Origin of the sequence: Chroococcus sp. FPU101, assembly GCF_017312365.1 — a bacterium.
Lineage (GTDB): Bacteria > Cyanobacteriota > Cyanobacteriia > Cyanobacteriales > Microcystaceae > Chroococcus.
On the sequence record NZ_BLJI01000026.1, the window covers coordinates 41236 to 63651 of the forward strand.

Annotated in this window: 16 protein-coding genes; 5 read left to right on the plus strand and 11 right to left on the minus strand. The window is 39.0% G+C overall.

What is annotated here, in order from left to right; translation table 11 throughout:
* Positions 1-8: 8 nt before the first annotated feature.
* The 3 genes from ptsP (at position 9) to CFPU101_RS18455 (ending at position 5765) form a co-directional block, all read left to right on the plus strand.
* The gene (gene ptsP / locus CFPU101_RS18445; RefSeq protein WP_206816799.1) at positions 9-2570 is read left to right on the plus strand and encodes a phosphoenolpyruvate--protein phosphotransferase; all 2562 of its coding nucleotides are present in this window, start codon (positions 9-11) and stop codon (positions 2568-2570) included.
* A gap of 42 nt (positions 2571-2612) precedes the next feature.
* A complete protein-coding gene (gene ptsG, locus CFPU101_RS18450; protein WP_206816800.1) occupies positions 2613-4544 on the plus strand; it encodes a glucose-specific PTS transporter subunit IIBC in 1932 nt (643 codons plus the stop codon).
* Positions 4545-4877: 333 nt separating this feature from the next.
* Positions 4878-5765 carry a hypothetical protein gene (locus tag CFPU101_RS18455; protein ID WP_206816801.1) on the plus strand — a complete coding sequence of 296 codons (888 nt, stop codon included), beginning with the start codon at positions 4878-4880 and terminating at the stop codon, positions 5763-5765.
* A gap of 154 nt (positions 5766-5919) precedes the next feature.
* On the opposite strand, the gene CFPU101_RS18460 is transcribed toward CFPU101_RS18455, so the two are convergent.
* The 5 genes from CFPU101_RS18460 to ftsH all read right to left on the minus strand — a co-directional run bounded on the left by CFPU101_RS18460 (position 5920) and on the right by ftsH (position 13428).
* The gene (locus CFPU101_RS18460) at positions 5920-6483 is read right to left on the minus strand and encodes a class I SAM-dependent methyltransferase (protein ID WP_206816802.1); all 564 of its coding nucleotides are present in this window, start codon (positions 6481-6483) and stop codon (positions 5920-5922) included.
* A 124-nt stretch (positions 6484-6607) separates the two neighbouring features.
* Positions 6608-9103: a CHAT domain-containing protein gene (locus CFPU101_RS18465; RefSeq protein ID WP_206816803.1), complete on the minus strand. Its 2496-nt coding sequence runs from the start codon at positions 9101-9103 to the stop codon at positions 6608-6610.
* A 9-nt stretch (positions 9104-9112) separates the two neighbouring features.
* Positions 9113-10780 (minus strand): ShlB/FhaC/HecB family hemolysin secretion/activation protein, encoded by a 1668-nt coding sequence (locus CFPU101_RS18470; RefSeq protein ID WP_206816804.1) that lies wholly within the window; start codon positions 10778-10780, stop codon positions 9113-9115.
* A 291-nt stretch (positions 10781-11071) separates the two neighbouring features.
* Positions 11072-11500, minus strand: a complete 429-nt coding sequence (locus CFPU101_RS18475) for a beta-lactamase hydrolase domain-containing protein (RefSeq protein WP_206816805.1) — start codon at positions 11498-11500, stop codon at positions 11072-11074.
* A gap of 152 nt (positions 11501-11652) precedes the next feature.
* On the minus strand, positions 11653-13428 hold the full coding sequence (ftsH, locus tag CFPU101_RS18480; protein ID WP_206816806.1) for an ATP-dependent zinc metalloprotease FtsH: 1776 nt from the start codon (positions 13426-13428) through the stop codon (positions 11653-11655).
* Positions 13429-13765: 337 nt separating this feature from the next.
* Between ftsH and clpB the strand changes: the two genes are divergently transcribed.
* Positions 13766-16504: an ATP-dependent chaperone ClpB gene (clpB, locus tag CFPU101_RS18485; RefSeq protein WP_206816807.1), complete on the plus strand. Its 2739-nt coding sequence runs from the start codon at positions 13766-13768 to the stop codon at positions 16502-16504.
* A gap of 189 nt (positions 16505-16693) precedes the next feature.
* Here the strand turns inward: clpB and CFPU101_RS18490 are convergent, their stop codons facing one another.
* From CFPU101_RS18490 to CFPU101_RS18515, 6 genes are all read right to left on the minus strand, one after another.
* Positions 16694-17479 (minus strand): peptidoglycan-binding protein, encoded by a 786-nt coding sequence (locus tag CFPU101_RS18490; RefSeq protein WP_206816808.1) that lies wholly within the window; start codon positions 17477-17479, stop codon positions 16694-16696.
* Between the two features lie 25 nt (positions 17480-17504).
* Positions 17505-17663 (minus strand): hypothetical protein, encoded by a 159-nt coding sequence (locus CFPU101_RS18495; protein WP_206816809.1) that lies wholly within the window; start codon positions 17661-17663, stop codon positions 17505-17507.
* Between the two features lie 49 nt (positions 17664-17712).
* Entirely contained in the window at positions 17713-18615 is a 903-nt protein-coding gene (locus CFPU101_RS18500; RefSeq protein ID WP_206816810.1) for a hypothetical protein, read from the minus strand.
* Positions 18616-18773: 158 nt separating this feature from the next.
* On the minus strand, positions 18774-19037 hold the full coding sequence (locus CFPU101_RS18505; protein WP_206816811.1) for a DUF4278 domain-containing protein: 264 nt from the start codon (positions 19035-19037) through the stop codon (positions 18774-18776).
* 355 nt (positions 19038-19392) lie between these two features.
* A complete protein-coding gene (locus CFPU101_RS18510) occupies positions 19393-19983 on the minus strand; it encodes a hypothetical protein (RefSeq protein WP_206816812.1) in 591 nt (196 codons plus the stop codon).
* 469 nt (positions 19984-20452) lie between these two features.
* Positions 20453-20710 (minus strand): hypothetical protein, encoded by a 258-nt coding sequence (locus CFPU101_RS18515; protein WP_206816813.1) that lies wholly within the window; start codon positions 20708-20710, stop codon positions 20453-20455.
* A gap of 235 nt (positions 20711-20945) precedes the next feature.
* Here CFPU101_RS18515 and CFPU101_RS18520 point away from each other — a divergent pair, with 235 nt between their 5' ends.
* Positions 20946-22415, plus strand: a complete 1470-nt coding sequence (locus tag CFPU101_RS18520) for a hypothetical protein (RefSeq protein WP_242578078.1) — start codon at positions 20946-20948, stop codon at positions 22413-22415.
* Position 22416: the final 1 nt, after the last annotated feature.

Here is a 22416-nt window from a genome sequence, read left to right on the forward strand (position 1 = left end):
TACTTACCATGACACAAACAGCCCCAATGTTCAGTAAAACCGCAGTTACATTAATAGCCCCCTTATCTGGCTATATTTATCCAATTGATCAAGTACCCGATCCCGTTTTTGCTCAAAAAATGGTCGGCGATGGCATTGCGATCGATCCTGTTAGCCAAAGTTTACTTGCACCTTGTGATGGTGAGGTGATTCAACTCCATCCTTCACACCATGCTGTCACCCTCAAAAACCCAGAAGGTTTAGAAATTTTGATGCACATCGGTTTAGACACCGTGAAACTGAGAGGGGAAGGCTTTAACCCAAAAGTGAAAGAGGGCGATCGTGTCAAAAAAGGCGAGATACTGATCGAATTTGATGCAGATTATCTCTCGCTTAATGCCAAAAGTCTGATCACCGTCATTGTAATTGCCAATAGTGATCAAGTCGCTCGATTTTTGCCCCGTAGTGGTAGTGTAACTGCTGGACGCGATGCCATTCTCGAACTTAAGTTAGGGGATGTCCAAGCCGAAACCAGTAACGGAAAAGGAATTACAGTCACATCTGATCCGATCATCATCCTTAACCCAACGGGACTTCATGCCCGTCCATCGGCGGTTTTAGTCAATTTCGCCAAAAAATATAAATCAAAAGTAACCCTCAAAATGGGGGATAAAGAAGTTAATGCGCGTAGTGTCACAGGTTTGATGGCTTTACAAGTGGGCAATGGTGCAACGGTTCATCTTGTAGCAGAAGGAGAAGATGCAGAACTCGCGGTTAAAGAACTGACTGAGGCCATTCGTTCGGGGTTAGGGGAGGAAGTCTCGGCACCTGCCCCTGCTAGTATTGTCCAGTCAGCTTTATCTGCGCCTGCCACTCCGCCACCCTATCCCCGTTCAGAAAATCCTAATATTGTTTTAGGGGCTTCTGCTTCTCCTGGGGTTGGTGTTGGTTATATTTATGTCGTCAGACAACAAGAAATTAAAGTCACTGAAAAAGGTGGAAACTCCAACGAAGAAAGGCGCAAACTAGAAAAAGCAATTGATCAAGCGACTCTAGAAATTGAAGCATTACGAGCTAAAGTCCACGCCCAAGGTGATCCTAGTAAGGCTGCGATCTTTGCGGCACATCATGAATTACTCGAAGATCCAGAATTGATCGATTTTTCTACCAGTGCGATCGATAAAGGTAAAAGTGCGGCTTATGCGTGGCAACAAGCTTTTACGAATCAAGCGACCATCCTATCACAACTAGATAATCAATTATTAGCAGAACGGGCGAATGATTTACGGGATGTGGGAACTCGGGTTTTACGCATCTTAACAGGTGTGGTCGAAGTTGAAACGACCTATCCTGATAATGCGATTTTGGTGGCTGAAGATTTAACCCCTTCGGATATGGCTAATTTGGATCGCACTAAAGTCAAAGGTTTTTGTACTGTAGGGGGTGGGGCGACTTCTCACGTTTCGATCATGGCGCGTTCGATGGGCATACCTGCGATCGCGGGAACTGAACCGAGAGTCTTAGATTTAGCCGATGGTACACCTGTTATTTTAGATGGAACCAAAGGCAAACTCAAACTGAACCCCGCATCTGAAGAAATGGAACGGGTGAAAAATCTTCAACTCAGAATTGCTACAAAACGCCAAGAAGATCTAACTCATACGATGGAATACGCCCTTACCCAAGATGGTAAACGTATCGAAGTTGTGGCTAATATTGGTAGTCAAAAAGATGCTGAAGAAGCCGTTAAACTCGGTGCTGAAGGGGTTGGACTCTTGCGAACCGAGTTTATCTTTATGGAACGGACTAAAGCTCCTACTGAAGACGAACAAACCGCCATATATTCAGGCATTGCTAAGGTTTTGGGGCCTGAACGTCCTTTAATTATCCGTACTCTTGATGTTGGGGGTGATAAACCGATTTCTTATATGCCCATTCCCAAGGAAGAAAACCCTTATTTAGGCGAACGCGGTGTCCGAATTGGTTTTGATCGTCCTGAAATTCTACGCACTCAAATTCGAGCCATTTTACGCGCTTCTGAGGTCGGAAAAGTGTGGGTTATGTTTCCGATGATTGGACGTTTAGAAGAGATTCATATGGTCAAAAATATGATTGAAGAAGAACGTCAAAACTTAGGAGTTGCCCCCATTAAAACAGGAATCATGGTGGAAATTCCCGCCGCTGCAGTAATGGCGGATCTCTATGCCAAAGAAGTTGATTTCTTTTCGGTTGGTACAAATGACCTAACTCAATATACCCTAGCAATGGATCGCGGACACCCGAAACTCGCCCCTTATGTCGATGGTTTGCATCCAGCGATTTTAAGACTCATTGCTCAAACCGTCAAAGGTGCCGATCAACACGGTAAATGGGTTGGTGTGTGTGGTGGCATCGGTAGCGATCCTCAAGCGATTCCGATACTAATTGGTATGGGAGTTAAGGAGTTGAGCGTCAGTATTAATAGTATTCCCACGATTAAGGCTCAGATCCGCACTCTTAATACTGCTGACTGTCAGAAAATGGCAGAACAAGCCCTAACCGCCGAAACTGGTGCAGAAGTGCGAGAAGTTTCACCGTTATCAGAAATTTAGATTTTTGTATCAATCAATACAACATAAAAAAAATTATCTGCTATGTTCAAAAACGCTTTTGCTTTGCTACAAAAGATGGGTAAAGCCTTAATGCTTCCCGTCTCCGTCTTGCCGATCGCGGGTCTACTCCTTGGACTCGGTAGCGCAAGACTGATCGAACTACAACAAATCAAAGATGGTGTCATTAATAGCCCCAGATTTTGGTTTATTCCCGAACAATTAGCCCAGATCATGAGAGCTTCTGGGGATGCCGTTTTCGCTAACCTACCGATCATTTTTGCGATTGCGGTAGCTATCGGTTACACCAATAATGATGGGGTCTCGGCAGTAGCGGCAATCGTTGGATTTGCTATTTTTCTCGCGTCGATGGGAATGGCAGCCGTTCACCTGTTTGGTGTACCTCCCTTTGTCAATTGTGATGCAAACGCCTTAAATGCTGTTGCTCAAAACCTGAATCTTCCACCTGACGGAGTGATTAATGCTTGTCCAGAAAGTTCTCTTAAACTCGTATTAGGCATTCCAACCCTTGATACGGGGGTATTTGGTGGCTTAATTGTCGGTTGCTTGGCTGCTTATATGTTTCTCAAGTTTTTCCGCATTCAGTTACCGCAATATCTTGGCTTTTTTGCGGGTAAGCGTTCCGTTCCCATTCTTACAGGCCTAGTCTGTATTTTACTAGGGATTGTGATGGCGGTGATCTGGCCACCGATTGGCAATGTGATTAATAGTGCAGCAAACGCAGCAGCAGACGGGGGGAATGTTCCGCTTACTGCTTTTATCTATGGTTTTGTAGAACGATTACTCCTACCGTTTGGTTTACATCATATTTGGAACGTACCCTTTTTCTTCCAAATCGGCTCATTTACCAATCCCGTGACAGGAGAAATAGTCAGGGGTGATATCGCCCGCTTTTTCGCTGGAGACCAAACCGCAGGCATTTTAGGGGGTGCGTATTGGTTTAAGATGTTTGGTTTACCCGCAGCAGCGATCGCTATCTGGCATTCAGCCAAACCTAAAAACCGAAAAGTAACTGGCGGGATCATGCTATCGGCTGCTTTTACCTCGTTTCTGACAGGAATCACGGAACCGATTGAATTTTCCTTTATGTTCGTTGCGCCTGCTTTGTATGGAATTCATGCACTGATGGCAGGTTTTGCGGACTGGTTATTTGCTACCCTTGGCGGACGGATGGGTTTTACTTTCTCTCAAGGAGGAATTGACTTTTTACTGTTTAACAGTTTGGGGACAAAAACTTGGTTAATTCCCGCAGGTGCGCCGTTTTTTGCAGCACTGTATTACTTTACGTTTAAATATGCAATTAAATACTTTGACTTCAAAACCCCTGGGCGAGAAGACGAAGATACAGCCGCCGTCGGAGTGGAAGAAGGCGACTACGGGATGTCAAAAGCGTTGGTTAGAGCGTTTGGAGGTCGTCATAATATCGCTAGTATAGATGCTTGTATCACTCGTATGCGGATGACAGTCAATGATATGAGCAAAGTTAATGTTGATCGTCTTAAAGCACTTGGCGCATCGGGTGTATTACAAGTCGGAAACAGCGCACAAGCGATCTTTGGCCCCCGTTCGGAAAACCTCAAAACCGATATGATAGAGTATCTCAAAGTCGCAGGGCCCGAAGCTGATGTCGCCGACTTACCCACGACACCCACCGCCACAGCAGAAGTTGCAGCTACCATAATCGAAGCAAAACCCCTAAAAGCAGAAGAATTAGCTCATGTTAGCGAGATGATTAACGCTTTAGGTGGTAAGAATAATATCCGTAAGGTTGATTCAGCCGCCGTCACCCGTTTACGTTTAGAAGTAGGCGATCAAGAATTAGTCAATGAAGATGCTCTACGCAAGGCGGGAGTTAAAGGGATTATGCCTTTATCTGATTCCGTCGTCCATTTATTAGTTGGGTTGAATGCCGAACAATACGAGAAGGAAATGAAGACGCAATTAGCGCGTAGTTAACCTAATCATATGGGGTAGGTATTCTACCCCTTTTTTTAAGATAAATTGACCACCGCTAATTTTTATGAGATTTATATTGCTTTATTTTGCATTACGATATTCACTAATTGTTACACTCCTTAGCTATTCATGCAAAAGAGCCACTATTACTTAATATATATTGCAAAAAAATTATTCTTAGTCTATAATTGTTTAAAAATTTTTGGTTAAATGAAAAACAAATGGAAAAAATTGCTCAGATTTTTAACATTGTAATTGTTAAGTAATTATTCAATTTATTGAGCTAAGAACCTATTAAATTACTTTTGCAAAAATTCAATATTTAATATCTACATGAAAATTGTCAAAAAATTAAAAATATTGCCAACACTTGAGCAAGTATTAGTTACCCCAGTCATTCACAAAATATATTCAGAAAAATTACTCAGCCATCAGCTAATATTTTGTATAAACTCTGGAAGAGCAGGTTCAAATTATTTAGCAGAACTGTTAGGAACAACAGAAGAAATCATAAGTTATCATGAACCTGATCCAGCAATGAATGGTAGTTACCTTTCTTTGATTAATCAATATGATTACAATTACTCATTTAAAAAGAGAAGAATCAAAAGCCAATCTATTAAAAATATCCTTTTAAAACTTCCAAAAGACAAAATTTATTGTGAGACTAACCATATGTTTATTAAAACCTTTTTTGATGTTGTAATTCATGACTTTAAGAATATAGAAGTTATTATCTTACGCAGACGTTTAGCATCGGTACTAAAAAGCTTTATTGAACTTGGATACTTTTCGAGCAAAAATCCTAATTGGTCTGGATGGATGTCTAGTCCAAATGCAGTAACTTCTGCTATTTCTTGTATTGCAAGTGACCAAAATTTAGATCAATATGATCTTTGTATTGCTTATCTTATCGATATTGAAGCAAGAGCAATTCGTTTTCAAAAAACTTATTCATGGCTGAAAATTCATGAAGTTCGCTTAGAAAGCTTAATTGAGTTTTCAAATATTCAAGAATTATGCAAACAATTAAAAGTGACTCCTACTGAAAAAACTGAAAATATGTACAAAGTAAAAATAAATCAACGTTCTTCAGCAAAGCTTAAATACGGTACTCAACAGGTTGGTATTGACTATTGTCAACAACGTATAAAGCAATATATTGACAAAGCGACTCAAAAAGGTATTGTTATTCCTTCTTTGCCTTTTATTCTTGAGTAACTCAACAATTTTTATCATTCAAATGAAAAGTTTTATAGCCTTTTGTAACTAAATTTAAACTGATGGTAAAAGCCGTCAGGAATGCCGAACAATACGAGAAGGAAATGAAGACGCAGTTAGGTAGGACTTAACTTAAGCATACGGGGTGGACTATCTACCCCTGTTTTTTTAAGATAAATTGATCACCGCTAATTTTTACTAGCTTAACTCCCCCTTGAGCAATAAACTCATTTACTGCTTTTGTGACACCACCTTGCCACCATCCTCCTTTACCATAATCATCACCTGTAATGAAACCACCTTTTTTGACCTTATCGTAGTATAGTTCTAAATCTTGTTTGACAAATTCGTATAAGTGATTACCATCTATGTAAATCCAGTCAAAATAGTTATCTTCAAATTGACTGTAGATTTCATTTGAATATTCTCGATGAATTACCACTTGACCTAGATTAATCTCCTTAGCAAATTGGTTGACTACATTCTCATATTTTTGCTCTAGCAGTAATTGTCCTCCACTTAGTTGTCCGTAACACGCTTTTTGATACATTTTATCTTCCTGATATTGCCAAGGATCAATCAAATGTAATTTTAAGGGTTGAGTAATTTGAAGAATTTTTTGAGAATATTCTCCTTTATATACTCCAATTTCAGCACATATAGCCTTTTTTTGCATTCTTTTTAAAAGATACTTTCTTGGCTCTTTGTCTTGAAACAAGTTACGAATTTTTTGATAACTTGGAAGTTCTTTAAGTAGCTGTTTTATCTAACTTCAATGAACAATATAAATTTGACTTTATTCTAACTCGCTTACTTTATAATCAATTGATCTTTACTTAACTTTACAACCAATTACCGACTAGAACATAAGGAGCCCAATAACGCGGATGTTGATAGTGAGAATTGGATAAAATGTTTAATTGTGCTGTCCGAAGAGCTTCTGCTTTGGTAATTTTTGGATTAATTAATTGTTGATAAAATTGACTCATCATTAAGGTACTTGTTTCGTCATCAAGGTTCCACAAAGAGGCTAAGGTACTTCTTGCACCCGCTTTAACTGCCACTCCCGCTAATCCTAATGCAGCGCGTTTATCTCCTGTCGCGGTTTCACAAGCACTTAAAACTAATAGTTCAATTGCTTTTGATTGTAATAATTCTCCTTGTCGTAAAAGTGTATCTAATTCATTAACTGTAATCGGACGATCATAAGCTAAGATAAAGGTTTGAGCCGCTTTAGAACTAAATTGACCGTGTGTGGCTAAATGAACGATCGGAAAAGAAATTTGCTCGATTGCTTGTTGTAAATTAGGTTCGGTAAAATCTTGATTGAGTAAGACTCTACTTTTAATCACGGATTGAATTTGTTTTACTTCTTGTTCGACAAAACTAAGTGGAATAAAACCATGACGAGATTCACTTAAACCTGCTGTTAGGGCGGTTAATTCTCCTCTTTCTAAGGGTTTAGGATCGATTAATTGTAAACCAGGAGTTAGAGCGATCGCATATTTTTCAATCAGATAATTTTTACCATCATACAAAGCTGACATCGGAATATTTCTAAGAACACCATCTAAAATAAAAACTAATGTTTGACTTTGATTTTGGGCTAATTCTGTTGTAAACGGTTCGAGTAGCCATTGATAAACTTGAGTCGAAAGGGTTTGTACTTCTCGCAAGGTATAGGGTTTAGTCAGAGAAAAACGCAACTTTTCTAACAAGGTTTCAACTTCCGTTTGTGAAATATTAGTGGTATGACGTAATAAGGGTTGATTGGGTAATGCAACAATGACTTCAAGGCGATTACTTAATAAAATAGGATAAATAATCGCTGCATTTTGATCGAGTTTGTCGATTTGAACAGGTTGCGTATTTAAACAAGCATCTTGAAAAAAATTGTCTAATTCTGCAAGTTGCAATGCTTCGATGGTTTCTCTTGCTTGTTTTAAATCTAATTGTGTTGCATCGGGTTGTAACAGTAAATCAACTAATTCTCGATAAACGGGTTCTACTTGATCCCTAAAGTCATATTGAACTTCGGAACTAATGGCTACTAAATCACTTCTGAGGGATTTTAAAGTATTGACAGACTGGGTATAAGCAACGATTGCATCTTCTATATTACCCTGTTGTTTTAAGATTCTTCCGAGTTGCCATTGCCATAAATAACTTAAATTTCCTGCATTAATACTTTGTGAAATCAATAAGGCTTGTTCCGTTAAAGTTCTGGCTTCTGTATATTTTTGTTGTGATTCATAAACCTGACCTAAATACCCCAATCCATATGATTCAGACCGTTTATCACCAATTTCTCTAGCTTGTTGTATCGAATCTGCTAAACTTTTTACAACACTTGTAGTTGATATATTATTTTTAATTTTATTTAATTCAATTAAACTTAAATTAAATTGGATTTGATGAAAAATTGTCGTTTGGCTAATGGGTAATTGAGCTAATATTGCTTGTATTTGAGAAATTAAGTTACTTGCTTCTGTTCCCTTGTTTTGTTCAATATATAAATTAAATTGATTGAGTAAAGCTTGTACTTGTGTTTCGGATGATGGAGTTTTAATAGCCTGTTGATAATAGGATAGAGCCTCAGTAATATTTCCTTGTTGTCTAGCTGTATTTCCTAAGCTTAAAAGACTATTTCCTATTTCTTGAATAGCATTTAATTTTTCAGCAACAGATAAACTTTGTTGTAAAGTTGTTTTAGACAATTCTAATTGTCCAATTTTGCGCCAGACTTCACCTAAACTTTGTAATGCTCTACTTTTGATTAAGCTATTAGGTTCGTTTTCTAAATCGATTTGTAATTGAGTTAACTTGCGAGTAGCTTGAGCATATAAACCTAATGATTGTAAGGCTTGAGCTTGATTGATTTGACCTTGAGTTGTATTAGGAATATCACCAAGATTTTGATAAATTTCCGTTGCTTGTTGCCACGAGTCTAAGGCTAATTCGGCTTGACCTAAAGCAAGTTGATTTTGTCCTTGTACATCTAATATTTGTGCAGTTAATTGTTGTCTTTCGGAGTTATTTGGTAAAGTATCGAGGATGTTACGACTGTCGGTTAAAGCTTGCTCAGATAATGACCAGTTTCCAAGTTTTTGATAAACTAAAGCTATATTTCTTAAAGCCAAAATCTGACCAATTTTATCATCATTGTTTTGATACTTTTGAATTAATTCTTGAAGGATCAAGATTGATTCGCTATATTGTCCATTTTGATACAGTTTTTGAGCTTGTTGTTCCAGTTCTGGGGAGGCTAAAAGGATATTACTAAAAATGGTGAAAGTTAAGACAAGTAAAAATAAACTGAGATAAATAATTTTTTTCATAATGTTTTGTTAAAAGAAAAATAGACGATATTGTATTGAAAAATGAAGCCCATTATCCTGTAAACTATTAACGGGATAATCTAAATCGACTAAAGGGATTCCCCAATCGAGTTGGGCTGTAAAATTGTTACCAATCAACAGACGCAAACCTAAACCAACTGAATACAAGGTATTTTTGCTAAGTTCAACATCACTATTATTCCAAACAGTACCAAAATCAAAAAATGGGGTGAGTTGTAAAGTGGTTTGCCAAGCAGGAATTTTAAGAATATTTTGGCGAACTTCTGCCGAAAAAGAAAAGCCATTATCAGCTAATAACAGATCTTGGGGATAGCCACGTACCGTATAAATACCACCAATACCAAACTGTTCTAAAGAAAGTAATTCATTCGGGCTTAATTGTAAATTGGTTCTAAAAACAAATAGGGTATCTGAGGCTAACACTCTTAAATATTGTGCTTGAGATTCCCATGAAAAAAACTGATCGCTTATTTGATTTCCATTAAGATCTGTTGCTGCTCCTTGTAAACCGATATTAAATTGCGATCGCACTGCAAAAACTTGTCGATTATCCCGTTTAATATATTCCTGTGAAAGTCTGATGGCAGTAACTTCTGTATCACTTTCTAAACGTTCATTAACATCAACCCGTAACGATGTATCTGCAAATTGATGATCTACATTAATTCCTAATGCTAATTCTTCAGTGGGTTTTAAAATAATCGGTTGACGGTAACTAATTTCATATTGATGATAGTTTGATTGAATATCAAGTACATTAAACGGTTCATCAATAATTTTGCTATCAATCAAGCGATATCGTAAACCAATGGTGCCATTAGTCGGATTAACGGGAATGCTATAACTGAGGTCATCCAGTGCATTGCTACCATCTGTATTGTAGTATTGGACATTGAAGCGATCACCAAAACCCAACAAATTAGCATGATTAATCTGTAAAATACGGCGTTGACTGCCCACACTCGAATTACGCTCATTATCTAAACGCAACAAAGCCGATAAGGATTGGTCTTCTTGTACTTTTACAGTTAGTACACTTAAGCCTGGGCGTGTTCCTGCCGAAAGTTCAGCCTGTAGATTAGAAATCAAAGGATCAAGCTGGAGGAGTTGTAACGCTTCGAGTAAATCTCTTGTATTTAAGGGTGTTCCAGTTCCCCTAGAAATCCGACTACGCACATAATTATCTCTGAGTCGTTTTAAACCCGTAATTTCAAGAGCTTCTATTTTGCCTTCAATGACTTCAATTTTGACCACACCATCTTTAATCGCTTGGGGTGGAATGAATGCCCCAGAGGTAATATATCCTTGATCTACATAAAGTTTTGTAATGGCTTCTTGGGCTTGTAGCAATTCAGTAAAAGAAATGGGACGTTTAGTATAGGGTTCTAAAAGTGTAGTCAATTCTTCACGACTAAAAATTGTACTGCCAATCACTTCAAATTGCTGAACAACGATTGAACCTAGAATTTGTGGGGGTTGGGGAAGTGCCGGCGGTTCAGAAAAAGGCGGTAAGATTTGTTCTAGTGGTGGTAAAACTTCGGGTTCGGGTGGCGGTTCCGTTGGTGGGCGTAAAGGATTTTGGGCTAGCAGGGGAACAAAGGGAAAAAAAGCAAGAAAAATTAATTTAAATATATAAAAATATTTCTGAAAGTTCATATTTTTTGATTAAATCAAGGCAGCCAGTTATCCCGATTTTTGAGAATAACTTTAGGCTTTCTCAATTAAAGCAAATGAATCTTAGTCAATTAACTTTTTTGTGACATTATTTATAATTTGATTAACTAATCTATTTAAAACTTCTGATTTTTCATAAGAAAAAAACTACACAATATCTGCATTATGATTTGGCTAGTACATTTTTGAAAATTGAGATTAAATTATTTAGTTGAGATTCAACCACATTTAAAGTAAAAACCCTCAACCCAATAGAAATATAGCAAGCAACAATTAAGTAAGATTAGTCAAAAACTGTTTTAGATGAGGCTGTTCTAGATTAATTCCTAGTTCTTGCGCTTTCTGCAATACTTCGTCACGGCTAAGTTTTTCTTGTGTGGCTAAAGAAATGAGTGCTAATGCTCCTGCACGTCCTCCTACACCACAATGAAAAAAGATCGGAGTCGGAAGCTCGGCAATTTCTGAAACAACTTGCTCAACTAATAATGCGTCAGCCTCATTAGGATTGAGGGGTACATTAAGATAGCGCAATCCTAACTCTTCTGCTTGTTGTTGTTCGTCACTCAAAACCCCTTTTTCATCTGATGAGCGAAGGCTAACCACTGACTTAAAGCCTTCTGCTGCGAGTTCTTGTAAATTGTCTGATGTAGGTTGTCCGCCAGATGAAAACTCTTCACTAATCTTTTTAAAATTTTCAGTCATATAATTCCGTATGTTTATCAATTTACTGTACTTTATAGATAGTGTAGCAAAATCTGGCGGTCAGGTTTTCAAATGCTTTAGATGAAAAGTAGAGACACGATATCGCATCTCTACCAAATTAAGGTGTGAAGACTAATTGTTGAAAAAAGAAATTAGGTACGAGTTTGACCCTTCATTAACCGATGCTGTAGGCTTTCGGGTGCTTGCACACGTGTCAAAATAGTCTGTAACTCATCACCTTCTAAGACTTCTTTTTCCAATAAGATTTGAGTGGTGGACTCCAACAAGCCACGATTAAGCTCTAAGATGGCTAATGCGAGATCATGGGCTTGGTTGATACTTTGTTTGACTTGACGATCAATTTCTACTGCCACTTCTTCACTAATGGCTCGTCGAGAACTGCTATCATCTAAAAATTGCGCGGAGTTCTTTTCAAAAGCGATCGGGCCAAGGGTTTCACTCATGCCATACTGTGTAACCGCACGTGCCGCCAAATCAGTCGCTTTTTGAATATCATCACTGGCACCTGTAGAAACTTTACCAAAGATAATTTCTTCAGCCGCACGTCCACCGAGTAATGTTGTTAGTTGACCTCGTAATTCATCTTCTAGCATTAAAAAACGGTCTTCGGTTGGCATTTGCAGAGTGTAGCCTAATGCTCCAATTCCACGAGGAACAATGGAAATTTTTGAAACCTTGCTACCACCAGGCATCAACGCACCAACGAGAGCATGACCTACCTCATGATAAGCCACGATTTGCCGTTCAATGGGGGTCAAAACCCGCGATCGTTTTTCTAAACCTGCAACAACTCTTTCTATTGCTTCCGCGAAATCTTTCATCAAAACGACTTGACGATTCGCTCTTGCTGCCATTAAAGCCGCTTCGTTGACAAGATTCGCTAAATCTGCGCCAGTGAAACCAAACGTTTGATGAGCGATCGCATCTAGATCGACATCTTCACCGAGTACAACTGGCTGCGCGTGTACCTGTAAGATTTCGACTCTACCACTTTTGTCGGGGCGATCTACTAAGACATGACGATCAAAACGTCCTGGACGACGTAGGGCGGGATCGAGGATTTCAGGGCGATTCGTTGCTGCAATGACAATAACACCATCATTACCGCTAAAACCATCCATTTCCGTCAGCAATTGATTTAAAGTTTGTTCTCTCTCATCATTGCCCCCACCAGGAACACTGCCATTACGAGTTTTGCCAATGGCATCTAGTTCATCGATAAAGATAATACAAGGGGCTTGGCGTTTTGCTTGGTTAAACAAATCACGAACCCGTGAGGCACCGACACCAACATAGAGTTCAACAAATTCTGAGCCAGACATACTTAAGAAAGGGACACCAGCTTCACCCGCAACTGCTTTAGCGAGCAAGGTTTTACCCGTTCCAGGAGGGCCAACTAAAAGAATGCCTTTGGGGATCTTAGCCCCAATTTTGCGATACTTTTCACCATTCGATAAGAAATCTACAACCTCTTGTAATTCCTGTTTTGCTTCATCGACACCCGCAACATCAGCAAAGGTTATGCCCGTTTTGCCTTGGTTATAAACCCGCGCTTTACTTTTGCCCATTCCCATACCGACACCGATGTCGCCATTCGCTTTACTAAATTTGAGTAAGCAAGCGAATGTTCCAAGAATTGCCCCAGCAGAAATCAGCAAGCCTAAAATATTTTCAGCCGTTGCAGAATTGTTAGAAAGATTTGTATACTCTACACCATTACTTTTTAATAAGCCTAATAGAGTATCAGTTTGTCCAGAAGATTTAGTGTAGTATTGATGGCTGCCAAATTCTGGTTTTAAAGTATATTCTATGCGATCGGGTTTAATCGTAACTTGTTGTACCTGTGAAGCTCTAACCTGATCAATAAATTGGCTATATGCCGACTGTGAACGGTTTTCTGTTTGCATTTTAGACTTTTCCTGCTGGGGACAAGGAGAATATTAAAAAGTTAAAATCACTTTTAGACTTCTTACTATGTTGATTTTAGAAGTAACCGTTTTTCAGGCGATAGATGAGATTGCCACACTGTTTTTAGGGTCTTCCGTAAACTTTTAGTTAATGTTTACGGTTGTTACGTCAGTTGATTCTAGTTAACCGTACTTAAATATGATTGGCTCAAATTAAATCAGAATGTCTTAAGTCTTTTCTAATATCGCTCAACAATAGGGATGATTTTTTGAGAGAGCCTTCATCCCCAGACTACAATAGAGATCGAGACTGATCTACTATTTTTTAAAACTTTTAATGCAGCCAACCGATTCTAGTAAATTTACCGAACAAGCTTGGGATGCTGTTGTAAAATCTCAAGAAGTCGCCCGTCGTTTTAAAAATCAGACCTTAGAAGTTGAACACGTCGTTATTGCCCTACTCGAACAAGAAAACGGGTTAGCATTGCGAATCCTCAATCGCGCTAATATTGATGCACCTCGCTTGATCCAACAATTAGAAACTTTTGCCCAACGACAGCCGAAAGTCCTGAATGTCGATCAACTTTATTTAGGTCGTGGACTGGATGTAATGTTAGATCGTGCCGAAGCCTCTCGCAACAGTTGGCAAGATAAATTTATTTCTGTTGAACATCTTTTAGTCGGTTTTGCGGAAGATGAACGCATTGGCAGACGTTGTTTACGTTCTTTTAATCTCGATCCACAAGACTTAGAAGTTCAAATTAAATCTATTCGCGGCACACAAAAAGTTACAGAACCCAACCAAGAAGAGAAATACGAAGCTTTGGCCAAATATGGACGAGATTTAACTGAACTTGCCCTTGAAGGGAAGTTAGATCCCGTGACAGGGAGAGATGAGGAGATTCGTCGCGTTGTTCAGGTATTATCGAGACGGTCTAAGAATAATCCCGTCTTAATTGGAGAACCGGGGGTAGGAAAAACAGCGATCGCAGAAGGACTCGCCCAACGTATCCTCAATGGTGATGTTCCAGAATCTCTCAAAAAACGTCAGTTAATTTCTTTAGATATGGGAAGTCTCATCGCGGGGGCTAAATATCGGGGTGAGTTTGAAGAAAGATTAAGATCGGTGATGAAGGAAGTCATCAATTCAGACGGACAGATTATTTTATTTATCGATGAAATTCATACCGTAGTCGGTGCAGGTTCTCGTGAAGGGGGATCGATGGATGCTGGAAATCTCCTGAAACCGATGTTAGCACGAGGGGAATTACGCTGTATTGGGGCGACTACTTTGGATGAATATCGTAAGCACATCGAAAAAGATCCCGCCTTAGAGCGACGTTTTCAGCAAGTCTATGTTAAAGAACCGAGTGTTGAGGATACGATTTCTATTTTGCGGGGACTTAAAGAACGCTACGAAGTCCATCACGGCGTAAAAATTACTGATTCTGCCTTAGTAGCTGCCGCGAATTTGTCCTATCGTTATATTAGCGATCGCTTTTTACCCGATAAGGCGATCGATCTCGTCGATGAAGCTGCGGCTAAACTGAAGATGGAGATCACTTCAAAACCTGCTGAACTCGAATCCATCGATCGTCGTCTGATGCAATTACAGATGGAGAAATTCTCCCTTGAAGGCGAGGAAAAACGACCCGGATCACTGATTATTGATCGTGCATCTAAAGAACGTCTTGATCGCATTCAACAGGAAATTAGTGATTTAGAAGTTAAACAGAAAGAATTTTCCTCACAATGGCAAGCGGAAAAGCAAATGCTAGAGGAAATAAATGCTTTTAAAGAAGAAGAAGAACAACTACGCTTACAAGTTGAACAAGCCGAACGTGCTTATGATCTCAACAAAGCGGCACAATTAAAGTATGGCAAACTCGAAGCCCTACAACGGGAAATCGAAGCTAAAGAAACGAAACTAATTGAAATACAATCGCAAGGGACAACCCTGTTACGGGAACAAGTCACCGAAACTGATATCGCTGAAATTGTGGCCCGTTGGACGGGTGTACCCCTCAACCGACTCTTAGAAACCGAACGGCAAAAACTCCTACAATTAGAGTCACATTTAAGTGAGCGTGTTGTTGGACAACAAGAGGCTGTATCGGCTGTATCGGCTGCCATTCGACGGGCAAGGGCAGGCATGAAAGATCCTTCGCGTCCTATTGGTTCATTCTTATTTATGGGGCCGACTGGCGTAGGTAAAACCGAATTAGCCCGCGCATTAGCTGCGTTTCTCTTCGATAGCGAGGACGCAATGGTACGCATTGATATGTCCGAATACATGGAGAAACACGCGGTTTCCCGTCTCATTGGTGCGCCTCCCGGCTATGTCGGATACGAAGAGGGGGGACAACTTTCAGAAGCAGTACGTCGTCGTCCCTATTCAGTGGTGTTATTAGATGAAGTGGAAAAAGCCCATCGAGATGTTTTTAACATTTTATTACAAGTACTTGACGATGGTCGTATTACTGATTCTCAGGGAAGAACGATCGATTTTCGCAATACGATTATTGTCATGACGAGTAATATCGGTAGTGAGCATATTCTGAATGTGTCGGGAGATGATAAAGACTATGAGGAAATGCAGAAACGAGTCTTGCAAGCTTTACGGAATCATTTTCGTCCTGAGTTTGTCAACCGTATCGATGATTTAATTATTTTCCACACCTTGAAACGGGAAGAATTACGATTTATTGTTCATCTACAGTTACAGCGCATCCAAAAGTTATTATCTGAGCAAAAAATCAGTTTAGAGTTAACCAATGCCGCACAAAATTACATCGTCAATGCGGGTTATGATCCGACTTATGGCGCACGTCCTCTAAAACGAGCCATTCAACGAGAATTAGAAAATCCTCTCGCTACCAAAATTCTAGAACAAACCTTTGTCGAAGGGGATACCGTAGTCATTGACTGCGTGAATGATGTACTCAATTTCCGTAAAAAAGATGCTGAAATGATAGTACAAAATGAAGTAGTTTCCCCAGAAGTTGATGAGTTAGTTGTTGAATATGATGAATACGATGATGATGAAGCGATTGCTGTAGAAGTCGAAGTCATGTAAAGTGAGTTCGGGATCAGACAAGCAAAAAAAGGAGAGGGTCACTCAAGTAAGCTGAAATCTATTGATTCATTCAGTACCCCCTCCTCTGTCTAGTCTGCACTTGTGAAAAATTTTGTTTTAATTAAATCAACTGTCATAGACTACGCATACTCTGCTGGTCTTCTTAAAAAAATTAGATAAATCTTAATACTAGCCAGAGATAACTTGACAAGCCTTCTGATAATAAGCTTTTCGCTCTGCAAGTCCTCGGTTTCCTCCATTAACTCGTTTAGTTACCTGTTCGACACTACCGCCGCGATCACATAAATCGTTCATATTATTTCTGTACCACCAAAATCCAGCACTAGAAAAAGGGTAAGTAATGCTAACGTAGTTAACCCCGTCCATCACTTTGGGATCTTGAATAAAATCCGAAAAAACTTGATAGTTGGAGCGACCTGTCAACTGAATTACTCCTGCACCTTTATATTTTGGGCCATCCCCAGAGTGTTTATTCCCTAGATCTTTTCTGCCCTCGTAGGCTGAACCACTAGCTAGTTCTTTCAACCATTGCAAGCCCCCACTTTCATGGGCGGTCTGGCTGAGAAAATGACGCATCCTGACGGGGGTATTAATTTGAAACCGATTAAGACAATCGTTAAGATCTTTGAGTTGATGAGGTTGGATGGGGCGACCATATATACCTTCTGCTTGAGCTTTTGAGAGCAAAGCTTCACCCCTAGGTAACTCCTTCAGTTCAATTAAAATTTTGGCTGAACCTAAACCTAACTTGTCGAGATCGCTTTGGTTAGTCGCTTTTTTGAACTGAGTGAAGGCATTTTGAGTCTGAGAACCATAAATACCATCGATCTCATCTGGGGATAGAAGTCCTAGATCTTTAAGACGGGACTGAATTTGGCGACATAGCTCTGGATCTTCCGCTAAGAAGTCAAGAGGCTTCACGCAGTTTTGTTGAATGATGTCTTGTAATTTCATGATGATTACGACTCCGTAAATAAAATTAAGAGGAAAAGCTGTTTGTAGCTAAGTAGGAAACTTTTTGATTAGAGAGAAACTCGCTGTAATTAGCAATAACATCGATTTCTAGAAAGTTGAAACAAACCTCAGTTGCTAACCAAAAAGTAACTGTCAGTAGTAATTTTTGCCATTGCACTTTCATTGATTTCAACCTCCAAGAATGAGAAATTAGGCTTAATTAAGCTGAACTTTTACAGCCACCGACCCCATAACAGTGTGTATTTGAAGATATATGCGTGATTTGCTTGCCAACGCGGATCGCTTTTAACAATCTGCATCAATTCAGCAAAATCAGTGGTAGAGCGGATTACTTGGCAACCAGCACTATAGCGACCAATATCGTTGACTGGGTTATTTCCACCATGGTGGATATTAACTCCAAAAAAGCCAGTATCTAAGACATCTCCTTTTCTGGAAAAATCCTTATTCCCATCTCGCCACACTTTGACGGAAGCACCCGTCTGGATCAAAGCCTCGTATTTCCCATTGTGGAGTCCAGTCTGCCAACAACGCTGTTGACCTAACTCTAATCGGGCGGCTCCTTTGTTGTTGAGTTTGTTGAGCGTGTAATATCGACCAGGTTCAGTCGTACCGATATACAAACATTTGAACTTTGGTTGACCGTTTTCAAAGCTCAGGCAGCCAATCAAGTCATTGAAAAGATTTGGCGCATCTTGATTAGGTGTACCATCAAGGTTGATCCCCTCAATGCCAATAAGATTGATTTCTCCTGTATTTTTATCTAGAGAGTAACCGCGTTCGGAGCAGCAAGCCACAACTTTCTCGGCTAAAGAACCAAGATGTGCTTTTTTGATAGATTTTCCAGTTTGATCAAGTAGCTGTACATGACCATCATAGGCATACCAAGTATTGAAGCCTTTAATCGTTTGATTGGCTAGGCTTACCTTGTAGTGATGATTCTCATATTTGTAAGCTAACACAGGAAATTCTTGGGGAATCTCTTCAATAACAACTTTTTTGTCTTCTGGAAGGAACGAACTTTGAATCGCTTCGGCTTTAAAAGTTGTGGGTTTGACTACTTTTAAAATATAAAGCGCATCTGTTTTCTGTTTAGGTTTTTCTTCGAGTAACATAATTTGCTCTCCTTAAAGTTCGGGCTTTTGGGGTTTAAATAATTTCTGGAATCGCTCAACCAGTTACACTGTTTTCTCTGCTGGTTGTCTTGTCTTCTTAATAGCTGCCAATCAAAACGACTTATGCACTTGTGGCTGAAAAAATCTATCTATCATGCTCACTGCCAACGCCAATTAATAGCATGAGGCTTTTGATAGGGCATGGAGCCAAGTAGTTGACGCTCGTAAGTATTTCCTCGGTAAATTAGGGTTACAGTTGGCTGATCTGTTTCAACCTTTTCAGAAACCACTACAGGACGCGGAGTGTAGTAATATACATTACCCCGATAAATGAGTTTGATTTTGGGTTGTTCTGTAGAATCAGAGCCAAGCTGAATTGGAGCAGGAACATTGTAGGAATTGCCGCGAAAGGTGAGTTTCATAATTAAGACTCCTTATGAGTTGAATCGTTTTTTGGTTATTGAGTTGTGTTGTCTTCTTAATAGCTGCCAATCAAAACGACTTATGCACTTGTGGCTGAAAAAATGTGTTTACTCCAGAAAATAAATTAGACAAAAGACTTCTCTAGCTGGTTCTCTAGATTTGATAATATTGATAATCTTAAGAAGATAAAAGTTTATTAAAAAATTCACCAGTAAAAGCTTAATATTTTATACCAGTGAATATAAATAATATTTTAATTTATAAATAATTGTAGATTATATAATCTATCTAATTCTTGCTTTAGAAAAGGTTTAAATATCCATCTTAATATTTTCGATAAGCTACCTTTTCATTCTACTTGCCGTAGCTATTATCTTTATTACATAGTGGATTTTTAGGTTTGACAAATTCTTCTAAATCTGACGCAATGTCAGGCTCAAGTGACTTCTTGCGTAAATCGCATAATAATGGGCTGAACCAAACGATAAAATTTCGTACATCTTCCTTAAATAAAGCTTTAGTTGTGTTTTCTTCGCAATTCTTGATTTTGACGCATTTAGCAACTCCTTCATAATATTCTAAAAGAATCATCATTTTTTTAAACTTATCAATATCTTTCCTGAATTCAAAGTTATACTTTTTAATTTCTTCAATATTTACATCTTGTGGCTTCACATTGGGGTGAGAGAAGACAAAATTTAAGTCTGAATGAATAGCACTTAATGGTTCTTCAAATTGTTTGGCATGAAGCTCTAGAGTCCGATCTTCACGACGATTTTGCTGTTGCTTATTATACTCATGTAACGTATATAGTCCTGCTGGAATGAATCCCATAGATGTTATTAAAGAAATAACCGATTTGACTATTTTTGAATATTGACTCACTTTCTCATCAGAGAATAATAAAAATGTCTGACTTCTTATTTTTTTATGTGATTTAAGCATTATAGTCACCTTAATTATAGTTTTTGTAATTTTTAGGGTAATATCCGCACTATGTATTAAATGAAAAAAAAGTAGAACAACGTAATCATCAGGCTTATCAAGCTGCTATTTTTTTGCTCAAAAGTGCTACCCAAGCTCGTTGTTCTACTCCACCATAAAAAGCGATAGTTGTTGGCATTGCTCTACATCTTTTTAAAAGAGCCGCACTATAATGACTTAGCAACCTGGAAGGCTTGGATTTACATTACAATTGGATGAGGTTGGTGACTCTATTGGTTTTGGGATAGCGGCATTGGCAAGGAAACTGATCAGGAAAGACACCAAGCTAATAGCCATAATAACCCCTAGCTTCTTCGAGTTAGTTTTAAACATATTACTTCTCCTTAGTCTGTGTGATTTATGTGTATTTTTAATAGCTATTAAGAAAATCGACTTATGCACTTGTGGCTGAAAAACGAGCGACCGAACTTTATGGGGAGGCTTTCTCAACCTCGTTGTTTTGAACTAGAAACTTTGAATTATTTTCCGAAACAGTCGTTTCACTTTTGCCACTTTGCGCTAACCCAGCAGCACCAGCGATCGCTGTCCCAGCCAGCCCCATTGCGGACGACCATTTTGCGGCATCAGCAGAAGATACGAATAAAGCAGTTACACCGATAATTCCGCCAATTGTTGCGATAAAAATAGGGGTTAAAGAGTTGATGAGTTCAGGGGTGATCCGTTTCATATTTGGTAATCCTATGTGAGTAATTGAGTTGTATTGTCTTCTGAATAGTTGCTTAAAAAATCGACTTATGCACTTGTGGCTGAAAAAATGCCCAATCGCAAGAAAGATTAATCTCTGCATCAAGCGATAACGTGCTTGAAAAAAAGAGTAAATTTAGCTTTTATAAAGTAACAGACTAATGCGATTTGGCTAGTAGTTGGGAAACTGCATAAGTTCAAAGAGCATACTTCTATTTATGGATTTGAGATTACAAGATCAGCCAATGCGTAACGAGGCAGTAGCTATGGAAGTTTCATCGAGATACTGGAAAATTTGCCAGCTTGGTCTGACTAACCCGAAGGGATATGAATGCAGGACAGTTCCTTTAGCACAAGCGTTTTGGCAACAACAACCGCTCAATTTGCTAAAAGCGAACATCCAAGCAACTTTCAATGATTACTTTTTTAATCGCCCTGCAACTGTCGAGGCTAAAAACCAGGCTATTGCTGGACTGTGTTTGCGATGCTATGTCTCTTATCCGATCCTTAAAGCTTGTCAAACTCTTGCCAATCTGTTCGGCGGAGCAAATTTCACTTATCAAGATTTGCTTCCCTTTGTTCTCAATGATGATGGCAAAAGCCTCAGAATTATTGCTCAGGATGGAAAAACTCAACTCGTTTTTAATAATCAGGAGGTTACAGCACCATCTACCTATTCTTTATTTACCCTTGAGATTCTGCGAACCTATAAACCCAATTCTTCAACCAGCATGAGTTTGGACAATTGGGCATACTTGCAAACCAAACAAAATAAAGAACTCAAAAACTTTTTATCGGAATTTGGATTCAAACATCTAAGCGATTGGGCATTAATAAATAAAGCTAGACCCAAACAACTCGAAAGATTGTTGGCTCGCGATCGCCATCTGATGACCGTTTTTCATTCTGTTTACCGACGCGATAGACTAAAGCTACGACAAAAAGGAATCAAAAAATGTCCAGATCCTAGTGAAGCTCAACTGCAAGAAATGCGCGATCGCTTACAAGAACAAAAAATCGTCTTTAATTCAACTGGCGAGTTACTAAAAGCGATCAAACAAGTAGCAACCCAACTAAGACAATATGATATCTGGAGTTACCGAGAACCTCTGGAAACATACGATCCCGAAACGGATAGTTACGTTTCTAGAGCGGATTTGCCCAAAGATTTCTCTAATGAAGCAGACGAGTTAGAAGGACGGGAATTATTAATCTTCTTGCAAGAGTCTCTCAAAATTGCTTTGGATGACGCGATCGCCCAAGAGATTAAGACTCATCTCAATAAGTTGACAAAAAGCAAAAGTTATGCATTATTAGCTCAGCAATTTATTCCAGGATTGCAACTCTATTACGCTCAAGGGATGTCTTTGGCAGAAATTACCCCTCAGTTAGGAATGTCGAGTTGGGATCAAACGAGACGCATCTTAAATCCAGGTGAACTTTTACAAAAAATTCGATTGCTGACTGTACAACAATTATTAGACAAAATTTTAGAAAAGGCAAAAGAGATGGGCTTAACTAAAATTCCTCCAGCACCCGATTATCTCAAAACTGTAAGCGAACAAATTGAAGCGTTTGCTGATGAAGAAATCTTTCAAGAAGCAGCCACAGAAATTAGAGCAGGAAAAAATCGTTCTCTAGATAGTTCATATGCCCAAAAACTGCGAAGTTATTTAGAAAAATATTAAA